The organism is Methylobacterium sp. 1030 (assembly GCF_040544715.1).
Taxonomy (GTDB): domain Bacteria; phylum Pseudomonadota; class Alphaproteobacteria; order Rhizobiales; family Beijerinckiaceae; genus Methylobacterium.
Genome location: NZ_JBEPKM010000013.1, coordinates 86,614 through 103,703, shown reverse-complemented (window position 1 = coordinate 103,703; position 17,090 = coordinate 86,614). Strand labels below are relative to the sequence as shown.

The window sequence follows — 17,090 nt, the reverse complement described above, 5'->3', positions numbered from 1 at the left end:
CGGCGCGCCATGCCTAAATAATTGGCACACGATTTGCGAAGCCCGCCCCGTCGCGAGGAAGACGACGCAGGGGACCGCCATGAAGGCATTTGGAACTTGGGCCTCGGCCGCCGCGCTGGCCGCCGGGCTGGCGATGGGCACGCTGGGGGCGGGCGCCGCCCGGGCGCAGGAGACCATCAAGGTCGGGATCCTGCACTCGCTGTCGGGCACGATGGCGATCTCGGAGACCACCCTCAAGGACGCGATGCTGATGCTCATCGCCGAGCAGAACGCCAAGGGCGGCGTGCTGGGCAAGAAGCTGGAGCCGGTGGTCGTCGATCCGGCCTCGAACTGGCCGCTCTTCGCCGAGAAGGCCCGCGAGCTGATCAGCAAGGACAAGGTCGCGGCCGTGTTCGGCTGCTGGACCAGCGTGTCGCGCAAGTCCGTGCTGCCGGTGTTCAAGGAGCTCGACAACATCCTGTTCTACCCCGTCCAGTACGAGGGCGAGGAGAGCGAGCGGAACGTGTTCTACACCGGCGCCGCCCCGAACCAGCAGGCGATCCCGGCGGTCGACTACCTGATGTCGGAGGATGGCGGCGGCGCCAAGCGCTGGGTGCTCGAGGGGACCGACTACGTCTACCCGCGCACCACCAACAAGATCCTCGAAGCCTACCTCAAGTCCAAGGGGGTCAAGGACGAGGACATTATGATCAACTATACGCCGTTCGGCTTCTCGGACTGGCAGACGGAGGTGTCGAAGATCAAGGCGTTCGGCTCGGCCGGCAAGAAGACCGCCGTGGTCTCGACCATCAACGGCGACGCCAACGTGCCGTTCTACAAGGAGCTCGGCAACCAGGGCATCAAGGCCACCGACATCCCGGTCGTCGCCTTCTCGGTGGGCGAGGAGGAGCTCGCCGGCATCGACGCCAAGCCGCTGGTCGGCCACCTCGCGGCCTGGAACTACTTCGAGTCGATCAAGACGCCGGAGAACGAGGCCTTCATCAAGAAGTGGCAGGCGTTCAAGAAGAACCCCAAGGCCGTCACCAACGACCCGATGGAGGCCCACTATATCGGCTTCAACATGTGGGTGAAGGCGGTCGAGAAGGCCGGCACCACCGACCCCGACAAGGTGATCGACGCGCTGCCGGGCATCGAGCAGAAGAACCTCACCGGCGGCACCGCGAAGATGCTGCCGAACCACCACATCACCAAGCCGGTCTTCATCGGCGAGATCGAGTCGAACGGCCAGTTCGACGTGGTCTGGAAGACCGAGGGCCTGATCCCCGGCGAGGCGTGGTCGAAGCAGCTCGAGGGCTCGAAGGACCTCGAGGCCGACTGGGTCAAGCTCAAGTGCGGCAACTACAACACCAAGACCAAGTCCTGCGGCGGCGCGTAAGCCCTGCACCTCCTCTCCCCGCGAGCGGGGAGAGGGGACACGCGCCTCACCCGTGTGGGGCGCACCGCTCCCGGCTCGCAGAACGGCCCCGATGCTCCGTCTCCTGACTCTCCTCGTCCTGCTGCTCTGCGCCCCGGCGCTCGCGCAGGCGCCCGATCCCTACGCGCAGCTCGCCGGCGACGGCTACGCCGAGATCGAGGCCGGCGTCTCCGGCCTCGCCGCCTCTGGCGACCCGCGCGCCGACGCGATCCTCTCGGCCCTGTCGGACGGCCGCCTGCTGGTGGGCCCGGACAAGACCCTGCTCATCCGGCAGGGCGGCGCCGTCGTGGACGCGAGGACCGGCGCCCCGGCCGCCGACAGCCCCGACCTCAAGCCGGTGCGGGCCAACAACCGCGTCCGCCGGGCGATCGAGGCCGCCCGCGGGCAGCTCGACCTCGCGAGCCCCGACCCGGCCCGGCGCCGGGCCGCCGCCGACGCGGTGTTCAAGGCGCGGGACGCGGCCGCGCTGCCGGCCCTCGACGCGGCGCTCGCCCGCGAGACCAGTCCGGGCGTCCGGCAGGCGCTCACCGAGGCCCGCGCCGCCGTGCTGCTCGCCAAGCCCGGTACCGCGGAACCCGACCGGCTTGCCGCTGTTCCCGCCATCCAGACCCGGGGCGATGGCGACGCGATGGGCATCCTGCGCGGTCTCGCGTCAGATCCGAGCGAGGCGGTGCGGGGAGCCGCCGCCCGCGGCATCGCGGCGATCGAAACGCGGCTCGCGATCCTCGGCGCCCTCCAGAACGTCTGGTACGGCATCTCGCTCGGCTCGGTCCTGCTGCTCGCCGCCATCGGGCTCGCCATCACCTTCGGGGTGATGGGCGTGATCAACATGGCCCACGGCGAGATGGTGATGCTCGGCGCCTACACGACCTACCTCGTGCAGGAGCTGATCCGCACCAAGGCGCCCGTCCTGTTCGGCTGGTCGCTGGCGATCAGCATCCCCTGCGCGTTCCTGGTCGCCGGCCTCGTCGGGGTGCTGATCGAGCGGTTCATCATCCGCTTCCTGTACGGGCGCCCGCTGGAGACGCTGCTCGCCACCTTCGGGGTCAGCCTCGCGCTGCAGCAGGGCGTGCGCTCGATCTTCGGCCCGACCAACCGCGAGGTCGGCGCCCCCGCCTTCATGAGCGGCGCCTTCGACTTCTACGGCCTGTCGATCACCTGGGGCCGGATGTGGATCATCGTGTTCGCGTTCGCCGTGTTCCTGGGCCTCCTGTTCGTGCTGCGGAAGACGTCCTTCGGCCTGAAGACCCGGGCGGTCACCCAGAACCGCCGCATGGCCGCCGCGATGGGCATCCGCACCCCCTACGTCGACGCCCTGACCTTCGGGCTCGGCTCCGGCATCGCGGGGATCGCGGGCGTCGCCCTCTCGCAGATCGACAACGTGTCGCCCAATCTCGGCCAGGGCTACATCATCGACTCGTTCCTCGTGGTGGTGTTCGGCGGCGTCGGCAACCTCTGGGGGACGCTGGTGGCGGCGCTGACGCTCGGCGTCGTGAACAAGCTCGCCGAGCCGTATATCGGCGCGGTGCTCGCCAAGATCGGCCTCCTGATCTTCATCATCCTGTTCATCCAGAAGCGCCCGCGCGGCCTGTTCGCGCTCAAGGGCCGGGCGGTGGAATCGTGAGCCCCATGCCGCCTCGCACCCCCCTCATCGACCTGAAGGGCTGGATCTTCCTCGCCGTCCTGGCCGCCTTCTGCCTCGCCGTGCCGGTGCTGAATCTCGCGGTGCCGGAGGGCTCCGGCCTGCACCTGCCGACCTACCTCGTCTCGCTCTTCGGAAAATACCTCGCCTACGCGCTGCTCGCGGTCAGCCTCGACCTCGTCTGGGGCTATTGCGGCATCCTCTCGCTCGGCCACGGGGCGTTCTTCGCCCTCGGCGGCTACGCGATGGGCATGTACCTGATGCGCCAGATCGGCGCCCGGGGCGTCTACGGCAACCCGGTCCTGCCCGACTTCATGGTGTTCCTGAACTACAAGGCGCTGCCCTGGTACTGGTACGGCTTCGACCACTTCGCCTTCGCGGCCCTGATGGTGCTGCTGGTGCCGGGCCTGCTGGCCTTCGTGTTCGGCTGGCTCGCCTTCCGGTCGCGGGTGACCGGCGTCTACCTGTCGATCATCACCCAGGCGCTGACCTACGCGCTGATGCTCGCCTTCTTCCGCAACGACATGGGGCTCGGCGGCAACAACGGGCTGACCGACTTCAAGGATCTCCTGGGACTCTCGGTTCAGGCACAGAATTTCCGCGTCGGCATCTTCGTGGCCACCGGAATCGCGCTGGCTTTGGGCTACCTGATCGCCCGGGTCATGACGGTCTCGGCCTACGGCAAGATCCTGATCGCCGTGCGCGACGCCGAGAGCCGCACGCGCTTCCTCGGCTACCGGCCGGAGCACTTCAAGACGCTGGCCTTCACGGTCTCGGCCATGATGGCGGGCGTCGCCGGCGCCCTCTACGTGCCGCAGGTCGGCATCATCAATCCGGGGGAGTTCGCGCCCACCAACTCCATCGAGACGGTCATCTGGGTGGCGGTGGGCGGTCGCGGCACGCTGGTCGGCGCGGCGCTCGGCGCCGTGCTGGTCAACTACGCCAAGACCGTGCTCACCGGCGCGATGCCGGACGCGTGGCTGTTCGCGCTCGGCGGCCTGTTCGTGTTCGTGACGCTGTTCCTGCCGCGCGGCCTCGTCGGCACCGCGATCGAGCGGTTCGGCTCCCGGCGCGCCGCCGCCAGGCTGCCGCCGGAGCCCGCCATCGCCCCGAAACTCGCCGAAGAAGGGCAGGGCTCGTGAGCACCGACCTCCTCGAACCGCCGGATGCCGCTGCCCGCGGCCCCGCCAACCGGAAGCGCGAGACGGACGCGCTCCTCTACCTCGACGACCTGCGGGTGACCTTCGACGGCTACAAGGCCCTGCGCGGCCTGTCGCTGACGCTGGCCCGCGGCGAGTTGCGGGCGATCATCGGCCCGAACGGCGCCGGCAAGACCACCATGATGGACTGCATCACCGGCAAGACGCGGCCGGACAGCGGCATCGCGCTGTTCGACGGCACCCACGACCTGCTCAGGAGCGACGAGCCGGCGATCGCCGACCTCGGCATCGGCCGCAAGTTCCAGAAGCCCACCGTGTTCGAGAGCCACACGGTCGCCGACAACATCCTGCTCGCCCTCAAAGGTCCGCGCGCCGCCTTCGCGTCCCTGTTCGGCTGGCGCAACCGGGTGGAGGCCGCGCGGATCGATTCGCTGCTGGAGACCGTCGGCCTGCTGGCCCACCGGGGCCGCCCGGCGGCCGATCTCAGCCACGGCCAGAAGCAGTGGCTGGAGATCGGCATGCTGCTCGCGCAGGACCCCAAGCTCCTGCTGGTCGACGAGCCGGTGGCCGGCATGACCGACGCCGAGACCGCCGAGACCGCCCGCCTGCTGCGCCGCATCGCCGGCGAGCACGCCGTGCTGGTGGTCGAGCACGACATGCACTTCGTCCGGGACCTCGGCTGCCGGGTCACCTGCCTGCACGAGGGCGCGGTGCTGGCCGAGGGCTCGATCGACGCCGTCTCGGCCGACCCGCGGGTCGTCGAGGTGTATCTGGGACGATGACCATGCTCTCCGTCGACGGCATCGACCTCTATTACGGCGCCGCGCAGGCGCTCCGCGGCGTCTCGCTGACGGCCGAGGCCGGGCGGGTCACCACGGTCCTGGGCCGCAACGGCGTCGGCAAGACCTCGCTGCTGCGGGCGATCGTCGGCCAGCAGCCGGTGCGCTCCGGCGCGATCCGTCTCGACGGCCGCCCGATCCAGGGCCTCGCGCCCTACGACCGGGCGCGCGCCGGGATCGCCTTCGTGCCCCAGGGCCGCGAGATCTTCCCGCTGCTCACCGTCAAGGAGAACCTGGAGACCGGCTTCGCGCCGCTCAGGCGCCGCGACCGCCATATCCCGGGGGAGATCTACGACCTGTTCCCGGTGCTCAAGGACATGCTGCACCGGCGCGGCGGCGACCTCTCGGGCGGCCAGCAGCAGCAGCTCGCCATCGGCCGGGCGCTGGTGACGCGGCCGAAGCTCCTCGTGCTCGACGAGCCCACCGAGGGGATCCAGCCCTCGATCATCAAGGATATCGGCCGGGCGATCACCTACCTGCGCGGCAAGGGCGAGATGGGGATCGTGCTGGTCGAGCAGTATTTCGAGTGGGCCCGGGACCTCTGCGACTCCTACGCGGTGATGGATCGCGGGCAGGTGGTGCTGGCCGGCCCCCGGGCCGGGATGGTCGAGGCCGACGTGCTCCGCTGGATGTCCGTCTAGCGGGCCCGCCGCACGTCCCGCCGCACGTCCCGCCGGCGCCGGGCCCGGGAATACCGCACTTCGATCCGGATATCGGGACGGATAATCAACAATCGGAGCGCGGCCGGGGCCGACATCGACCGCCAAATCTGTGCACACGGCCCCGGTTGGCCAATGTTAAAACACAATTCAGGTCCGCCATGGGGCACAACCACGGGGGGCCCATGACGATCCTGGATCCGATCACCGGCGAGCTGGTCACCATCGCCGTTCCGCGGCCGCGGCCGCAGGCCGGCCCGCGCTGACGGGCGGCGCGCTGTCATGACGAACGCGACCGATCGAAGGGCCGGCCGCCGCGGCGTCCGCGGCGGCCGTGCCCAGGTCCGGACGGTGCCGCCGGGCCTGCTGCTGGCCGGCGGCGTGGGGGCGAACGCCCCGCTGACGGCCGTCGACCTGATCGCCCAGGCCCGCGCGGCCCGGCGGGAGGCCGAGGCCCGCGACGGCGCGGACCGCGCGGAGCAGGGCTGACGCGGCGACCGGGGCCGCCGAGCCGGCCGCCCGCCTCTTGAGATCACCCGCGCGGGATGGTCAGAAGGCCGGCAGTCTCGCGGCAGCCGGCGGGTGGGTCATGAAGTTCGGCGTCCTGATCCTGGCCGGCGCCTGCGGCGTCCTCGTCGGGATCGTCATCGGATACGTCGCGGGAACGCGACTCAGCCAAGCCTTCGCGCAATTGCCGGTGACGGACCGCTCCCCCGCCGCGCAGGCGCTCCGGATCGTGGACCGCATCGCGACCGAGCACGGCCTCGCGCGGGACGCGCTGCTCCGGGCGATGCTCGACCAGCAGGGCGGCCGGACGGGGACCGCGCGTCCCGGCGAGGAGCCGGGCAGGGAGCCGGGCAGCGCCCCGGGCGAACCGGCCCGGTAGGGCGCCGACCGCGCCTCACGCGGCCGGCGCCGGCCGGGGGCGCAGCCGGAGGCTCGCGGCGGTGAGCACGGAGCGCAGCTCGGCCGGCCGGACCGGTTTCGAGAGGATCGGGATGTCCGGTGCCCCCAGATCCTCGCGCACGCGCGCCTCGTCGTGGCCGCTCATCACCACCGCCGGCAGCGGGCGGCCGGCGAGCCTCCGGACCGCCGCGATGCAGTCCGTCCCCGTGACGCCGTTCCCGAGCTCGAAATCGGTGATGAGGAGGTCGATCTCCGGCACGGCGTCGGGGATCCCGGTCTCGGGCCGGACGCGGCAGCCCCATTTCTCCAGCAGGCTGGCGGTCGCCCGCAGCACGGCAGCGTCGTCCTCCACCAGCAGCACGCGCAGGCCGCCGATCGTCGCCGGCGGGTCGAGCCGGGCGGGGAGGGCCGCGGGCTGCGGGGCCCGGGCGAGGGGCAGGTCACCGATCGTCACGCAGGTCCCGCGCCCCGGCACCGAGCGCAGCGTCACCGTCAGGTCCAGGAGCGCGCCGAGCCGCCGGACGATCGGCAGGCCGAGGCCCACCCCCTCGACGTCCCGGTCGCCGCGGCGGCGGACTTGGTAGAACTCGTCGAAGACCCGCTCCTGATGCGCGACCGGTATTCCGGGGCCGCGATCGTAGACCTGGATGGCGAGCCGGTCGCCCCGCCGGCGGCAGGCGATCAGGATCGGCCGGCCGGGCGCGTACTTGATCGCGTTGTTGACGATGTTCTGGACCATGGTCGTGAGCAGGGCCCGGTCGGTGCGCACCACGACCGCGCAGGCGCGGCTGCGCAGGGCCGTCCCGGCGATCTGGGCGGCCTCGGAGTTCTGGCGCCGGACATCCTCGAGGATGTCGTTGATCGCGACGGGCTCGGGCCGGGGCTCCACCCGGCCGCTGTCGAGGGTCGAGATGTCCAGGAGCGACTTGAACAGGCGCGAGACGCTCTGCAGCGACCGGTCGATGTTCTCGACCATCTGCAGCTCCTCCGGCCCCAGCCGGGCGCCGCGCAGGCAGGCGGTGAACAGGCTGATGGCGTGGATCGGCTGGCGCAGATCGTGGCTCGCCTGCGCCAGGAAGCGCGACTTGGACAGGCTCGCCTCCTGCTCGCGCTCGTAGGCGCCGCGCAGGCGCTCCAGCAGGCTGTAGATGTAGGTCGGCACGAGGACGGTGATGGCCGTCAGCGTCAGGACGAGGAACGGGTTCGCGCGCCAGTACGCGTTGAAGTACGTGGTGACCGCGATCGAGACCAGGGCCGCCGCCGTGGACGCCTTCAGGGCGGTGACGCCGTAGCGCAGGCCGTTGCCGACGATCAGCCGGATGACGATCGCGTAGAGCGGCAGGAACGGCGCGCCGCCCACCGCCATCGTGTAGGTCATCCCGCCGAGGTCGAGGAGGAAGGTGACGACGCGGCGCGGCGTGTTGCTGCCGGGATTGCGGCTGATCCAGCCGTACAGCGCCACGGCGAAGACCCAGTGGCACGTCACCAGATAGGCGACGAACCGGGCCTCCGGCGGGGCGATCCCGCCGTAGATCTGGGGCAGGAGATACAGGCAGGCGAGGCCGATGACGACGGCCCGGATCAGCGCCTGCGCCTTCTCGTTGTCGTACGCCTCGTCCCGCCGGCGCCGCGACCCGAACATCGTCGGCTCAGGCCCGCCCGGCAGCGACGCCGAGACCGAGACCGAGGCCGGGCACCCGCTCCGCCGGAGCGGACCCCGCGGCGTCCGCCCTGAATCGCGCCGTGCCGGCCCCGGTCTCCCGCTGTCGCTTCATCGTGCAGTCGCCCTGCCGCGTCGCCGCCCGGGATCCGGGCAACGGCGCGCCGCCGTCGCCGATCGCGGACAGATCTGACAAGTCTACCTGAAGGTGATCGACGCCACCAGACGCGACGGGAGCCCGCGATGTGGCGGCGCGGACGAGTCTTCGGTGCTAGAACCGCTTATTCAGTCTCCGCTACAATGGTCCCCGTGCTGCAGCGAGACGTTCCTGCGGAAAATATGCGGCAGATTATTTTTTACTTCACTGCAGGTCTGATCTCGTCGACCGGCCGCACGCACGGTCGCGGGCGCCGTCAGCGGTAGGTGCCGGCACCCGGATCGAATCGATAGACCCGGGCATCCCGGTCCGTGGCCGGACGCAGCGCCCCGTCCGCGCCCAGCACGGTGCCGCTCAGGGCGACTCGGACCGGGGGCCACGCGGCAGGGTCGCGCGGATCCTCCGGCAGGATCTCCAGCCGTCCCGTGCTCGATCCCAGCCGGCAGGGATCCTCCGCGCAGCCGGCCGTCTCGTCGGCGCCCGCCGCGACCTCGCCCGCGAGCGTCCAGTGCGCCGGCGCGTCGCGGAACTGGAGGAGGAGGTACGAGAAGCCCTGCGATCCGGCCGTCCCGTAGACCGTGAGGCGCAGGCCCATCAGGAGGCGGCCCCGGCTCAGCGGCCTGAACACGGCGCCGAGCCGCTCGTCCACCTCCGGGGCGCCGCCGTTGCGGTTCCCGGTCCCGATCCGGCCGGACAGGACCTGCACGTCTTCGAGGCGCCAGCGCATATCCTTGAGGACGTAGGTGGCGGCCGCGACGCTCAGCCGGTCGGGCGCCGCGGCGTCCGCGCCCGGGGCCGGCATCGTGACGAAGCCGGTGAACCGGCTCCCGGTCTCGGTGGAGAACATCGCGGCGGTCCAGAATTCCGCCGTGCGGCCGTCCTTCATCCGGCAGGTCTCGGCCTCCTTGTCGGCGGGCCGCCCGCAGATCGCCGCCAGCACCGTGGCGCGCGGCAGCATGGCGAGGTCGGGATCGGCCGCGGCGGGCGTGGCAGCGAGCCCGGCAGCCAGTCCGGCAGCCAGCACCGACAGCACCGCCAGGGCCGGGCCCGTCAGAAAACGCCCGCGGGCCGCGCGCCCGTCTCCCCGTCCCGCCCGTCTCATGCGCCGGGCTCTGCCACGGAGCCCGGCACCGGGCCATTCGGACAGGTGTACGATCGGCCCCGCCGCACGGTCCGCCTCCTCAATCCCCGACGCCGGCCGTGGCGGCCTTCGCGGCCGCGGCGGACCGGGAGGTCACGTCGAGGGCGCGCAGGAGCGCCGAGACGTGGATGCGGACGGTGAAGGGGGAGATCTCCAGTTCCCGGGCGATCTCCTTGTTGGTGCGTCCCAGGGCGACGAGGCGCAGCACGTCGCGCTGGCGCTGCGTCAGCGGCGGGAGCGGGCCGCGCGGCGCGGCGAGACCCGAGACCGGGCTGCGCCGGATCACGAACTCGCCGTCGCGGATCGCCGCGATCGCCTGGGCGATCTCCGCGGCGGGCAGCGCCTTGCCGATGAAGCCGTCGGCACCCTCGGCCATGACGGTCCGGATCAGGCCCTCGTCCTCGATCATCGACACGACGATGATCGAGGCCCGCTCGAACTCGACGCGCAGCGCGCCGATGGAGTGGCGGGGATCGAGGCCGGGGAACAGGAGGTCGAGGAGGAACGCCCGCGGGGGCGCCCCGGCGCGGGCCATCTCCAGGACCTGCTCCATGGTGGCGGCCTCCCGGACCAGGGCCTGCGGGTAGAGCCGCTCCGCGATGTGCCGCATGCCCTCGCGGAACAGCGGGTGGTCGTCGGCAACGATCAGGGTCTCTCGCGCGGAGCCGTTCATGCCACTCCCGGTCGCAGCATCGGAATCTATCCCCATGACGTCGCGGCGCGGAGCCATGCCGAGGAAAATCCCCGGCGTGTCAAGGCTGCGACGATAGGTCATATACACTAGTAGACCGGTTTTTTCCGCCTGCCTAGAAGTCGGCCGGTCATGGTGACAGGCATCGGCCCGCTAATTTCTTCGAATCTTTCCAAAAAGAGCGAGGCTGCAGGTCATGTCGTGCGCGCCGACGCGACGCACGAATTACGTCGTTCCATGTTCGGGGGCCCGCTGGATGTCGGAAGTCGAACACCAGAATGCTGAGCGGCAGGCTCAGGATAGGCTTTCCGAGCCTCGCGCGGCCCCGAGCGCCCCGCCCGCCGCCAAGCCGGGCCTCTCGCCGAGCCTCATCGCGATCGTGGGCGGCCTGTTGGCGGCGGGCGCCGTCGCGGGCGTGCTGCTCTCGGGCGGCGGCGAGACCGCCGGGACGGCCGCGCGCCCGGCCCTGACGCTGGTCAAGGCGGGCGAGATCGACAAGGCCGCCGAGACCCTGCCCTCCGACGAGAAGGACAAGATCGTCGCGGAGGCCAAGGCCTGCCGAGCCCCCCTGGGCCAGATGCGCCTGTCGAAGATGGCGGCCGATGCCGGCGGCGTGGTGCGCATCCGGGCCGGGAACTACCTGTCCCCCGCCTTCAACGTCGCCGACGGCCCGATCAACATCGCGGTCCCGTTCCCGGCGCCCTACGAGACCGGCAAGGGCGAGATCACCATCGAGGGCGCCGCCAAGGACGTCTTCGTCGAGCTGACGCCGGGCCTGAAGATCGACACGACCGGCGGCGTCCAGCGGATCCCCGTGATCTGGAATACCAGCAAGCCCTGCGGAGGCTGACGGATGTCGAAATCCGCCATCCTCCCCTTCGTCGTCTCCGGGCTGGTGGTCGCGGTCCTCACCCCGCTCCTGCTGAGCACCGATTACGGCCCGGTCGCCTGGTGGAACGCCGCCGGGCCGGAGCTGCGCTGGAAGGCGGCGATCGGGATCGCCGTCGCCCTGCTGGCGGCTCTGGGCCTCGCCGCGACCGCGACGGCCGCGCGGAAGGCGGAGGCCGGCCTCGGGCAGCCGGCCGGCGGCCTGCTGGCCCTGCCGCGCCTGATCGTGGCGCCGCGCCGGGTCGTGGAGACCCGGTCCCCCGAGGCCGTGATCGCGAATCTCGAGGCCATGGTCGGGCTCGCGCCGGTCAAGCGCGAGGTCAACGCCCTGATCGCGCGGCTGGAGCTGGAGCAGCGGCGGCGCGCCGAGGGCCTGCCGGTGGCGGCGATCAGCCAGCACATGGTGTTCACCGGGCCGCCCGGCGTCGGCAAGACCGAGGTGGCGCGGGCGATCGGCGAGATCTACCGGTCCCTCGAAGTGCTGCGCCGCGGGCATCTCGTGGAGGTCGACCGCGCGGCCCTGGTGGCGGGCTATGTCGGCCAGACCGCGGCCAGGACCCTCGAGAAGTGCCACGAGGCTCTCGACGGCATCCTGTTCATCGACGAGGCCTACACCCTGGCCGCCGGCGGCGGGGGCGGCGGGGGCGGCGGCGACTTCGGCAAGGAGGCGATCGACACCCTCCTCAAGTTCATGGAGGACAACCGCGACCGGATCATCGTGATCGTCGCCGGCTACACCAACGACATGCGCCGGTTCATCGACACGAATCCCGGCCTCGCCGGCCGGTTCACCAAGACCGTCGAGTTCCCGCCCTACAGCCCGAAGGATCTCTGCGAGATCCTGAGGCGCATGGCGGCCCGGCAGCAATTCGCGCTCCCCGAGGGGTTCGAGGCGGCGCTGACTCCCTGGCTCGCGCAGCGGTCCCGCGCCGACGACTGGTCGAACGCCCGCGAGATGCGGACCCTCCTCGAGAAGGCCCGCGAGGCCCAGGCCGCCCGGGTCTCCCTGCAGGGCGGCGACCTGCGCCGCCTGGAGATCGTCGATCTGCTCCGCGCCACCGGCGAGGACGCCTGAGGGCGGCCCGAGGGGCCACGCGCGCCCAGCACCCAGGCCAGCACCCAGGCCATCACCAGGGCCAGCACCAAGGTTCGCCACGTCCATGGAACGCCTCGACAAGCATCCGGTCGCGCTCTTCGCGGTCATCGTGCTGGGTGCCACCGGCCTGCTGGTCGCTCTGCGGCCGGACGTGCTCGGGTCGCTCGCCGCGACGCCGTCGGCGCTGCTGCGCAACGGCCTGATCCTCGGGGGCCTCGTCGGCGGCCTGCTCGCGGCGAGCTACATCCCGGCGCGGATCGAGGCGACGCGGCGCGCCCTGGACCGGGCCCGGGCGAGCCGCAAGATCCGCCCGATCCGCTTCGTCGACGACGGCGCGGCCGCGGAGAAGAAGGACCTCCTGGCCACCGCGCTCGCGACCCTCGACGGCATGGTCGGGCTCGACCCCGTGAAGCTGGAGGTGAAGGGCGTCATCGCCCGGATGCAGGTGGAGCAGCAGCGCCGCGCCCAGAACCTGCCGGTGGCGGCCATGAGCCAGCACATGGTGTTCACCGGCCCCCCCGGCGTCGGCAAGACCGAGGTGGCGCGGGTCCTCGGCAGCGTCTTCAAGGCGCTGAAAGTGCTGCGCAAGGGCCACCTCGTGGAGGTCGACCGGGCCGGGCTGGTGGCGGGCTACGCCGGCCAGACCGCGATCAAGACCCTGGAGCGCTGCAAGGAGGCCCTCGACGGCATCCTGTTCATCGACGAGGCCTACGCGCTGGCTCCCGGCGGCGGGAGCGGCGGCGAGTTCGGCAAGGAGGCGATCGACACCCTCCTCAAGTTCATGGAGGACAATCGCGACCGGATCATCGTGATCGTCGCCGGCTACACCAACGACATGCGCCGGTTCATCGACGCGAATCCCGGCCTCGCCAGCCGGTTCACCAAGACCGTCGAGTTCCCGCCCTACAGCCCGCCGGAGCTCGCCGAGATCCTGAAGCGCATGGCCGCGGGCCAGGGCTTCGTCATGCCGGAGGGGTTCGAGAAGGACCTCGCCGCCTATGTCGGGGCCCGGTCGAAGGCCGAGGACTGGGCCAACGCCCGCGAGATGCGCACGGTCCTGGAGAAGGCCCGCCAGGCGCAGGCGCTGCGCCTCGCCGCCAGCCCCGGCGGCGACATCAACCGGCTCGAACCCGCCGACATCGCCGCGGCCCTCGGCCGCCAGGCCGGCGGCGCGGTCGACATGGACGCGGCCCGGAAGGTCATGGCCCGCCTCGACGCGATGATCGGGCTCGCGCCGGTCAAGGAGCAGGTGAAGACCGTGGCGGCGCGGGTGCTGGTCGATGCCCGGCGCCGCGCCGAGGGCATCGAGGTCGGCGCGGTGAGCCAGCACATGGTGTTCACCGGGCCGCCCGGCGTCGGCAAGACCGAGGTGGCGCGCATCATGGGCGACATCTTCCGGACGCTCGGCGTCCTGCGGAAGGGGCACGTGGTCGAGGTCGACCGGGCCGGGCTGGTGGCGGGCTACGTCGGCCAGACCGCGGCCAAGACCCTGGAGCGCTGCCGCGAGGCCCTCGACGGCATCCTGTTCATCGACGAGGCCTACACCCTGGCCGAGGGCGGCGGGGGCGGCAGCGACTTCGGCAAGGAGGCGATCGACACCCTCCTCAAGTTCATGGAGGACAACCGCGACCGGATCATCGTGATCGTCGCCGGCTACACCGGCGACATGGCCCGGTTCATCGACACGAATCCCGGCCTCGCCGGCCGTTTCACCAAGACCGTCGCGTTCCCGGCCTACGACCCGTACGACCTCGTCGAGATCCTGCGCCTGATGGCGTCGCGGCAATCGTTCCGGCTGCCGCCGCGCTTCGAGACCCTGCTGATCCCGTGGGTCGAGCAGCGCGCGCAGCGGCACGACTGGGCGAATGCCCGCGAGATGCGCACGCTCCTGGAGCGCCTGCGCGAGGCCCAGGCGATGCGCCTCGCCAGCGATCCCCTGGGCGATTACGGCCAGTTCGAGCTCGTGGATGTCGAGCGGGCGCTCGGCGGCGGGGCCCCGCGCGCCGCCGCCCTGTCGTGACGGCCCGGGAGCCGTCGCAGCCATGAGCATCGCCCGCGAGGACTGGCTGCGCGCGCACGCGGCCCTCTGGTACGACGATCGCCGATACCGCCTGGCCTGGCTCGCCCTGCCGCAGGCCGTGACCTGCGCGGTGGCGGGCCTGTGCATGGCGCTGGCCGCGCAGGGTGTCTGGGGTCAGCCGGCCACCGCCTCGAAGGCGCGGCTCGCCGAGCTGAGCGCCCTGCGCGACCGGGCCGGCAAGGACGGCGACCGCAAGGCGTTCGACGCGCTGACCGCCGCGGCCACCCAGGGCCAGATCGACGCCGCGACCAAGCTCGGGACGCTCTACGACCCCCTGACCGCCGCCTACTTCCCGAACAAGCCCGCGCCGAACGATTTCGACCGGGCGGCCGCCCTCTACGGACCGGGCGCCGCGATCGGCGATCTCCTGGCGGTCACGCGCCTCGCGGACGTGCTGCTCGACCCGGCCAACCCCAACCGCGACCTCCGGCGCGGCTGCCGCCTGGCCCAGACCTGGATCGACGCCCCCGAGACGCTCGAGCGCACGATCACCGGCGAGGAGCGGCTGACCGTCAAGCTCGCCACCTGCTACGTCGAGCCCGAGAGCGGCCTGCCGCAGGACCCGGTGCGGGCCGGGGGGCTGGTGACCGCGGTGCTGTGGCGCCGCCACCGGCCGACGATGGACGCCTTCATCAACAATCTCGGGCAGCAGAACCCCGCCCTGGTGTCGGGCATCCAGCGGCACCTGGCCGAGCAGCGCCGGTACATCGGCCCGGTGGACGGGCGGCCCAATCCCGGGATCATCACGGCCCTCCAGGTGGAGGCGGGGATCACCAACACGGTCGCGACCCCGCGGCCCGAGCCGCGGCGGGTGACGCCCAAGGGCCCGGATCCGGAGGTGCTGGCCCTCCAGGCCGCCGCCCGGACCGGCGACCGGCGGAAGATGGCCGACCTGAAGAGCCGCGCCGAGGCCGGGGACGCGGACGCGCTCACCGCCTACGCGCGCCTGTTCAACCCGGTGATGAACAAGGGCGACGTCTTCGCGCCGGACGCGCAGGTCGCCGTCGCCGCCTACGAGCGCGCCGCGGCCGCCGGCAACGGCATGGCGGCCGGCGAGGCGGCGGTGCTGTACGATTCCGGCTACGGCAACGTCGCCAAGGATCCCGGGAAGGCGGCGGCCCTCGCCCTGCGGGGCGTCGACCTCAAGGACGACCAGATCACCTTCTGGCTGCTGTTCCCGGAGGCGGGCAACTGGAGCGACGGGTTCTGGGGCGCGATCCAGGCCGCGCTGACCGCCCGCGGCTTCTACACGCTCCCGGTCGAGAACAAGCGCAATGCCGCGGTCATCACGGCCCTGCGCGCCTACATAAAAGCCAAGTCATGAGCGGCGCCACGATCGGGACCGACCGGCTCCGGGCGCACGCGACGCTCTGGTACGCGGACGCGCGCTACCGCCTCGCCTGGCTGGTCCTGCCCCAGGCCGCGGTCGCCCTCCTGGCGGGCCTCGCCCTCGCGCTGCTGAAGCCCGCGGGCGAGTGGGGCAAGCCCGCCGACAGCAAGGAGAACGAGAAGCTCTATCTCGACCTGCTCGACAAGGCCGGCAAGGACGGCGACAGGGCCGCCTTCGAGAAGCTGCGGACGGCCGCCGAGGCCGGCGACGTCAGCGCCCGGTCGTTCATGGGCGCCCTCTACAATCCCGAATGGGCCGCGGTCTACGCCAAGAACCCGGTCAAGCCCGACGCCGCCAAGGCCCTGACCTACTACCAGAAGCCCGCCGACCTCGGCTTCCCCGGGGCCCAGCGCGGCATGACCGAGCTCCTGCTCGACCCCGCCCGCGGCCAGCACGATCTCAAGCGGGGCTGCCGCTACGGGCTGGCCTTCCAGGCGAACCCGGTCGCGGCCCGGAACAACTACCTCGATTCCTGGTCGACGCTCTACTGGATCGCCGGCTGCTACACCGATGCCGGGAGCGGCGTCCCGCGGGATCCGCAGAAGGCCGCCGACCTCTACATGAACACGGTGGCGGCCAAGCTGCCGCGGGCGGTCACCGCCTTCACGGACGAGCTCGGCCGGCAGCCCCCCGACCTCGTGGCGGCGATCCAGCGCGACCTCGCCAAGCGCGGCTTCTACACCGGGCCGGCCGACGGGACGGCGACGCCGCAGACGCGCGCGGCCGTGCAGGCCCTGGCCGGCCGGGGTGCCGGCCCGCAGGGCAACGCGGGAGCTGGCAGTCCGGGGGCGGGCAACCCCGGAGCCGGCAACACCGGAGCCGCGAAGCCCGCCGGCCCGCCGCCTCCGGCACCGCCCGCGGCGACGCCGAGCGTCGAGGACCTTATCGCGCTGTCGAAGAGCGCGGTCTCCAACGCCGCCGACGCGGCGAAGCTCCGGGGCCTGGCGGAGAGCGGCGTCCCGGTGGCGCAGTATCTCTACGCCGCGATGCACCTGTCCCCGGCCAACCGGGAGCAGCGGGTCACCGCGCCGGACGGCCCCCTGGCGGCCCGGTATCTCGAGCGCCTCGCGGTCGAGCGCTCCTTCGCCCCGGCGGCGGCCTCGGCGGCCTTCCTGTACGATCTCGGCGGCGCCGGCCTGCAGCGGGACCCCGCGAAGGCGGCCGACCTGACGATCCGCGCCCTCGAGCTCAAGTCCACCGAGATCCTGCAGAATCTCGAGCAGGACCAGTGGGGCGCCGGCTTCTGGGCCGCCCTCCAGCAGCGCCTCGCCGACCGGAATCTCTACCAGGGCCGCGTCGTCGACCAGCGCAACGACCGGACCATCCAGGCGGCGCGCCGCCTCCTCGGCAATCCATAGGAGACGGCC

The 17,090-nt window shown here is 71.9% G+C and carries 15 protein-coding genes; 12 read left to right on the top strand and 3 right to left on the bottom strand.

Going from position 1 to position 17,090, the window contains the following annotated elements; translation table 11 throughout:
* Positions 1 to 79 precede the first annotated feature (79 nt).
* The 7 genes from urtA to ABIC30_RS19795 all read left to right on the top strand — a co-directional run bounded on the left by urtA (position 80) and on the right by ABIC30_RS19795 (position 6,600).
* A complete protein-coding gene (gene urtA, locus ABIC30_RS19825) occupies positions 80 to 1,375 on the top strand; it encodes an urea ABC transporter substrate-binding protein (protein WP_020095143.1) in 1,296 nt (431 codons plus the stop codon).
* A 91-nt stretch (positions 1,376 to 1,466) separates the two neighbouring features.
* The gene (gene urtB, locus ABIC30_RS19820) at positions 1,467 to 3,038 is read left to right on the top strand and encodes an urea ABC transporter permease subunit UrtB (RefSeq protein ID WP_354455988.1); all 1,572 of its coding nucleotides are present in this window, start codon (positions 1,467 to 1,469) and stop codon (positions 3,036 to 3,038) included.
* Positions 3,039 to 3,043: 5 nt separating this feature from the next.
* The gene (gene urtC, locus ABIC30_RS19815) at positions 3,044 to 4,198 is read left to right on the top strand and encodes an urea ABC transporter permease subunit UrtC (protein ID WP_354455987.1); all 1,155 of its coding nucleotides are present in this window, start codon (positions 3,044 to 3,046) and stop codon (positions 4,196 to 4,198) included.
* On the top strand, positions 4,195 to 4,998 hold the full coding sequence (gene urtD / locus ABIC30_RS19810) for an urea ABC transporter ATP-binding protein UrtD (RefSeq protein WP_020095146.1): 804 nt from the start codon (positions 4,195 to 4,197) through the stop codon (positions 4,996 to 4,998). The genes urtC and urtD overlap by 4 nt, the downstream gene beginning before the upstream one ends.
* Positions 4,999 to 5,000: 2 nt before the next feature.
* Positions 5,001 to 5,696 carry an urea ABC transporter ATP-binding subunit UrtE gene (gene urtE, locus ABIC30_RS19805; protein ID WP_020095147.1) on the top strand — a complete coding sequence of 232 codons (696 nt, stop codon included), beginning with the start codon at positions 5,001 to 5,003 and terminating at the stop codon, positions 5,694 to 5,696.
* Positions 5,697 to 5,996: 300 nt separating this feature from the next.
* Entirely contained in the window at positions 5,997 to 6,203 is a 207-nt protein-coding gene (locus tag ABIC30_RS19800; RefSeq protein WP_020095148.1) for a hypothetical protein, read from the top strand.
* Between the two features lie 100 nt (positions 6,204 to 6,303).
* A complete protein-coding gene (locus ABIC30_RS19795; protein ID WP_354455986.1) occupies positions 6,304 to 6,600 on the top strand; it encodes a hypothetical protein in 297 nt (98 codons plus the stop codon).
* A gap of 15 nt (positions 6,601 to 6,615) precedes the next feature.
* Here the strand turns inward: ABIC30_RS19795 and ABIC30_RS19790 are convergent, their stop codons facing one another.
* The 3 genes from ABIC30_RS19790 to ABIC30_RS19780 all read right to left on the bottom strand — a co-directional run bounded on the left by ABIC30_RS19790 (position 6,616) and on the right by ABIC30_RS19780 (position 10,251).
* Positions 6,616 to 8,262, bottom strand: coding sequence for a hybrid sensor histidine kinase/response regulator (locus ABIC30_RS19790; protein WP_091926788.1), 1,647 nt, complete (start codon positions 8,260 to 8,262; stop codon positions 6,616 to 6,618).
* Positions 8,263 to 8,693: 431 nt separating this feature from the next.
* Complete coding sequence (locus tag ABIC30_RS19785) at positions 8,694 to 9,539, bottom strand: hypothetical protein (protein WP_354455985.1); 846 nt, start codon at positions 9,537 to 9,539, stop codon at positions 8,694 to 8,696.
* Positions 9,540 to 9,618: 79 nt separating this feature from the next.
* On the bottom strand, positions 9,619 to 10,251 hold the full coding sequence (locus ABIC30_RS19780; RefSeq protein WP_354455984.1) for a LuxR C-terminal-related transcriptional regulator: 633 nt from the start codon (positions 10,249 to 10,251) through the stop codon (positions 9,619 to 9,621).
* Positions 10,252 to 10,648: 397 nt separating this feature from the next.
* Between ABIC30_RS19780 and ABIC30_RS19775 the strand changes: the two genes are divergently transcribed.
* From ABIC30_RS19775 to ABIC30_RS19755, 5 genes are all read left to right on the top strand, one after another.
* The gene (locus ABIC30_RS19775; protein ID WP_354455983.1) at positions 10,649 to 11,119 is read left to right on the top strand and encodes a hypothetical protein; all 471 of its coding nucleotides are present in this window, start codon (positions 10,649 to 10,651) and stop codon (positions 11,117 to 11,119) included.
* Between the two features lie 3 nt (positions 11,120 to 11,122).
* A complete protein-coding gene (locus ABIC30_RS19770) occupies positions 11,123 to 12,232 on the top strand; it encodes an AAA family ATPase (RefSeq protein ID WP_354455982.1) in 1,110 nt (369 codons plus the stop codon).
* A gap of 85 nt (positions 12,233 to 12,317) precedes the next feature.
* A complete protein-coding gene (locus tag ABIC30_RS19765) occupies positions 12,318 to 14,273 on the top strand; it encodes an AAA family ATPase (protein ID WP_026605242.1) in 1,956 nt (651 codons plus the stop codon).
* Positions 14,274 to 14,295: 22 nt separating this feature from the next.
* On the top strand, positions 14,296 to 15,657 hold the full coding sequence (locus ABIC30_RS19760) for a hypothetical protein (protein WP_354455981.1): 1,362 nt from the start codon (positions 14,296 to 14,298) through the stop codon (positions 15,655 to 15,657).
* Positions 15,654 to 17,081 carry a peptidoglycan-binding protein gene (locus ABIC30_RS19755; protein ID WP_354455980.1) on the top strand — a complete coding sequence of 476 codons (1,428 nt, stop codon included), beginning with the start codon at positions 15,654 to 15,656 and terminating at the stop codon, positions 17,079 to 17,081. Before ABIC30_RS19760 ends, ABIC30_RS19755 begins: the two co-directional genes overlap by 4 nt.
* Positions 17,082 to 17,090: the final 9 nt, after the last annotated feature.

What these genes read in the sequence shown, in the direction of transcription:
- ABIC30_RS19795 (WP_354455986.1), top strand. Translation starts at nt 6,304, where the DNA reads ATGAAGTTCGGCGTCCTGATCCTGGCCGGCGCCTGCGGCGTCCTCGTC.
- ABIC30_RS19780 (WP_354455984.1), bottom strand. Translation starts at nt 10,251, where the DNA reads ATGAACGGCTCCGCGCGAGAGACCCTGATCGTTGCCGACGACCACCCG.
- ABIC30_RS19755 (WP_354455980.1), top strand. Translation starts at nt 15,654, where the DNA reads ATGAGCGGCGCCACGATCGGGACCGACCGGCTCCGGGCGCACGCGACG.
- urtB (WP_354455988.1), top strand. Translation starts at nt 1,467, where the DNA reads ATGCTCCGTCTCCTGACTCTCCTCGTCCTGCTGCTCTGCGCCCCGGCG.
- ABIC30_RS19800 (WP_020095148.1), top strand. Translation starts at nt 5,997, where the DNA reads ATGACGAACGCGACCGATCGAAGGGCCGGCCGCCGCGGCGTCCGCGGC.
- ABIC30_RS19785 (WP_354455985.1), bottom strand. Translation starts at nt 9,539, where the DNA reads ATGAGACGGGCGGGACGGGGAGACGGGCGCGCGGCCCGCGGGCGTTTT.
- ABIC30_RS19765 (WP_026605242.1), top strand. Translation starts at nt 12,318, where the DNA reads ATGGAACGCCTCGACAAGCATCCGGTCGCGCTCTTCGCGGTCATCGTG.
- ABIC30_RS19770 (WP_354455982.1), top strand. Translation starts at nt 11,123, where the DNA reads ATGTCGAAATCCGCCATCCTCCCCTTCGTCGTCTCCGGGCTGGTGGTC.
- ABIC30_RS19790 (WP_091926788.1), bottom strand. Translation starts at nt 8,262, where the DNA reads ATGTTCGGGTCGCGGCGCCGGCGGGACGAGGCGTACGACAACGAGAAG.
- urtC (WP_354455987.1), top strand. Translation starts at nt 3,044, where the DNA reads ATGCCGCCTCGCACCCCCCTCATCGACCTGAAGGGCTGGATCTTCCTC.
- urtA (WP_020095143.1), top strand. Translation starts at nt 80, where the DNA reads ATGAAGGCATTTGGAACTTGGGCCTCGGCCGCCGCGCTGGCCGCCGGG.
- urtE (WP_020095147.1), top strand. Translation starts at nt 5,001, where the DNA reads ATGCTCTCCGTCGACGGCATCGACCTCTATTACGGCGCCGCGCAGGCG.
- ABIC30_RS19760 (WP_354455981.1), top strand. Translation starts at nt 14,296, where the DNA reads ATGAGCATCGCCCGCGAGGACTGGCTGCGCGCGCACGCGGCCCTCTGG.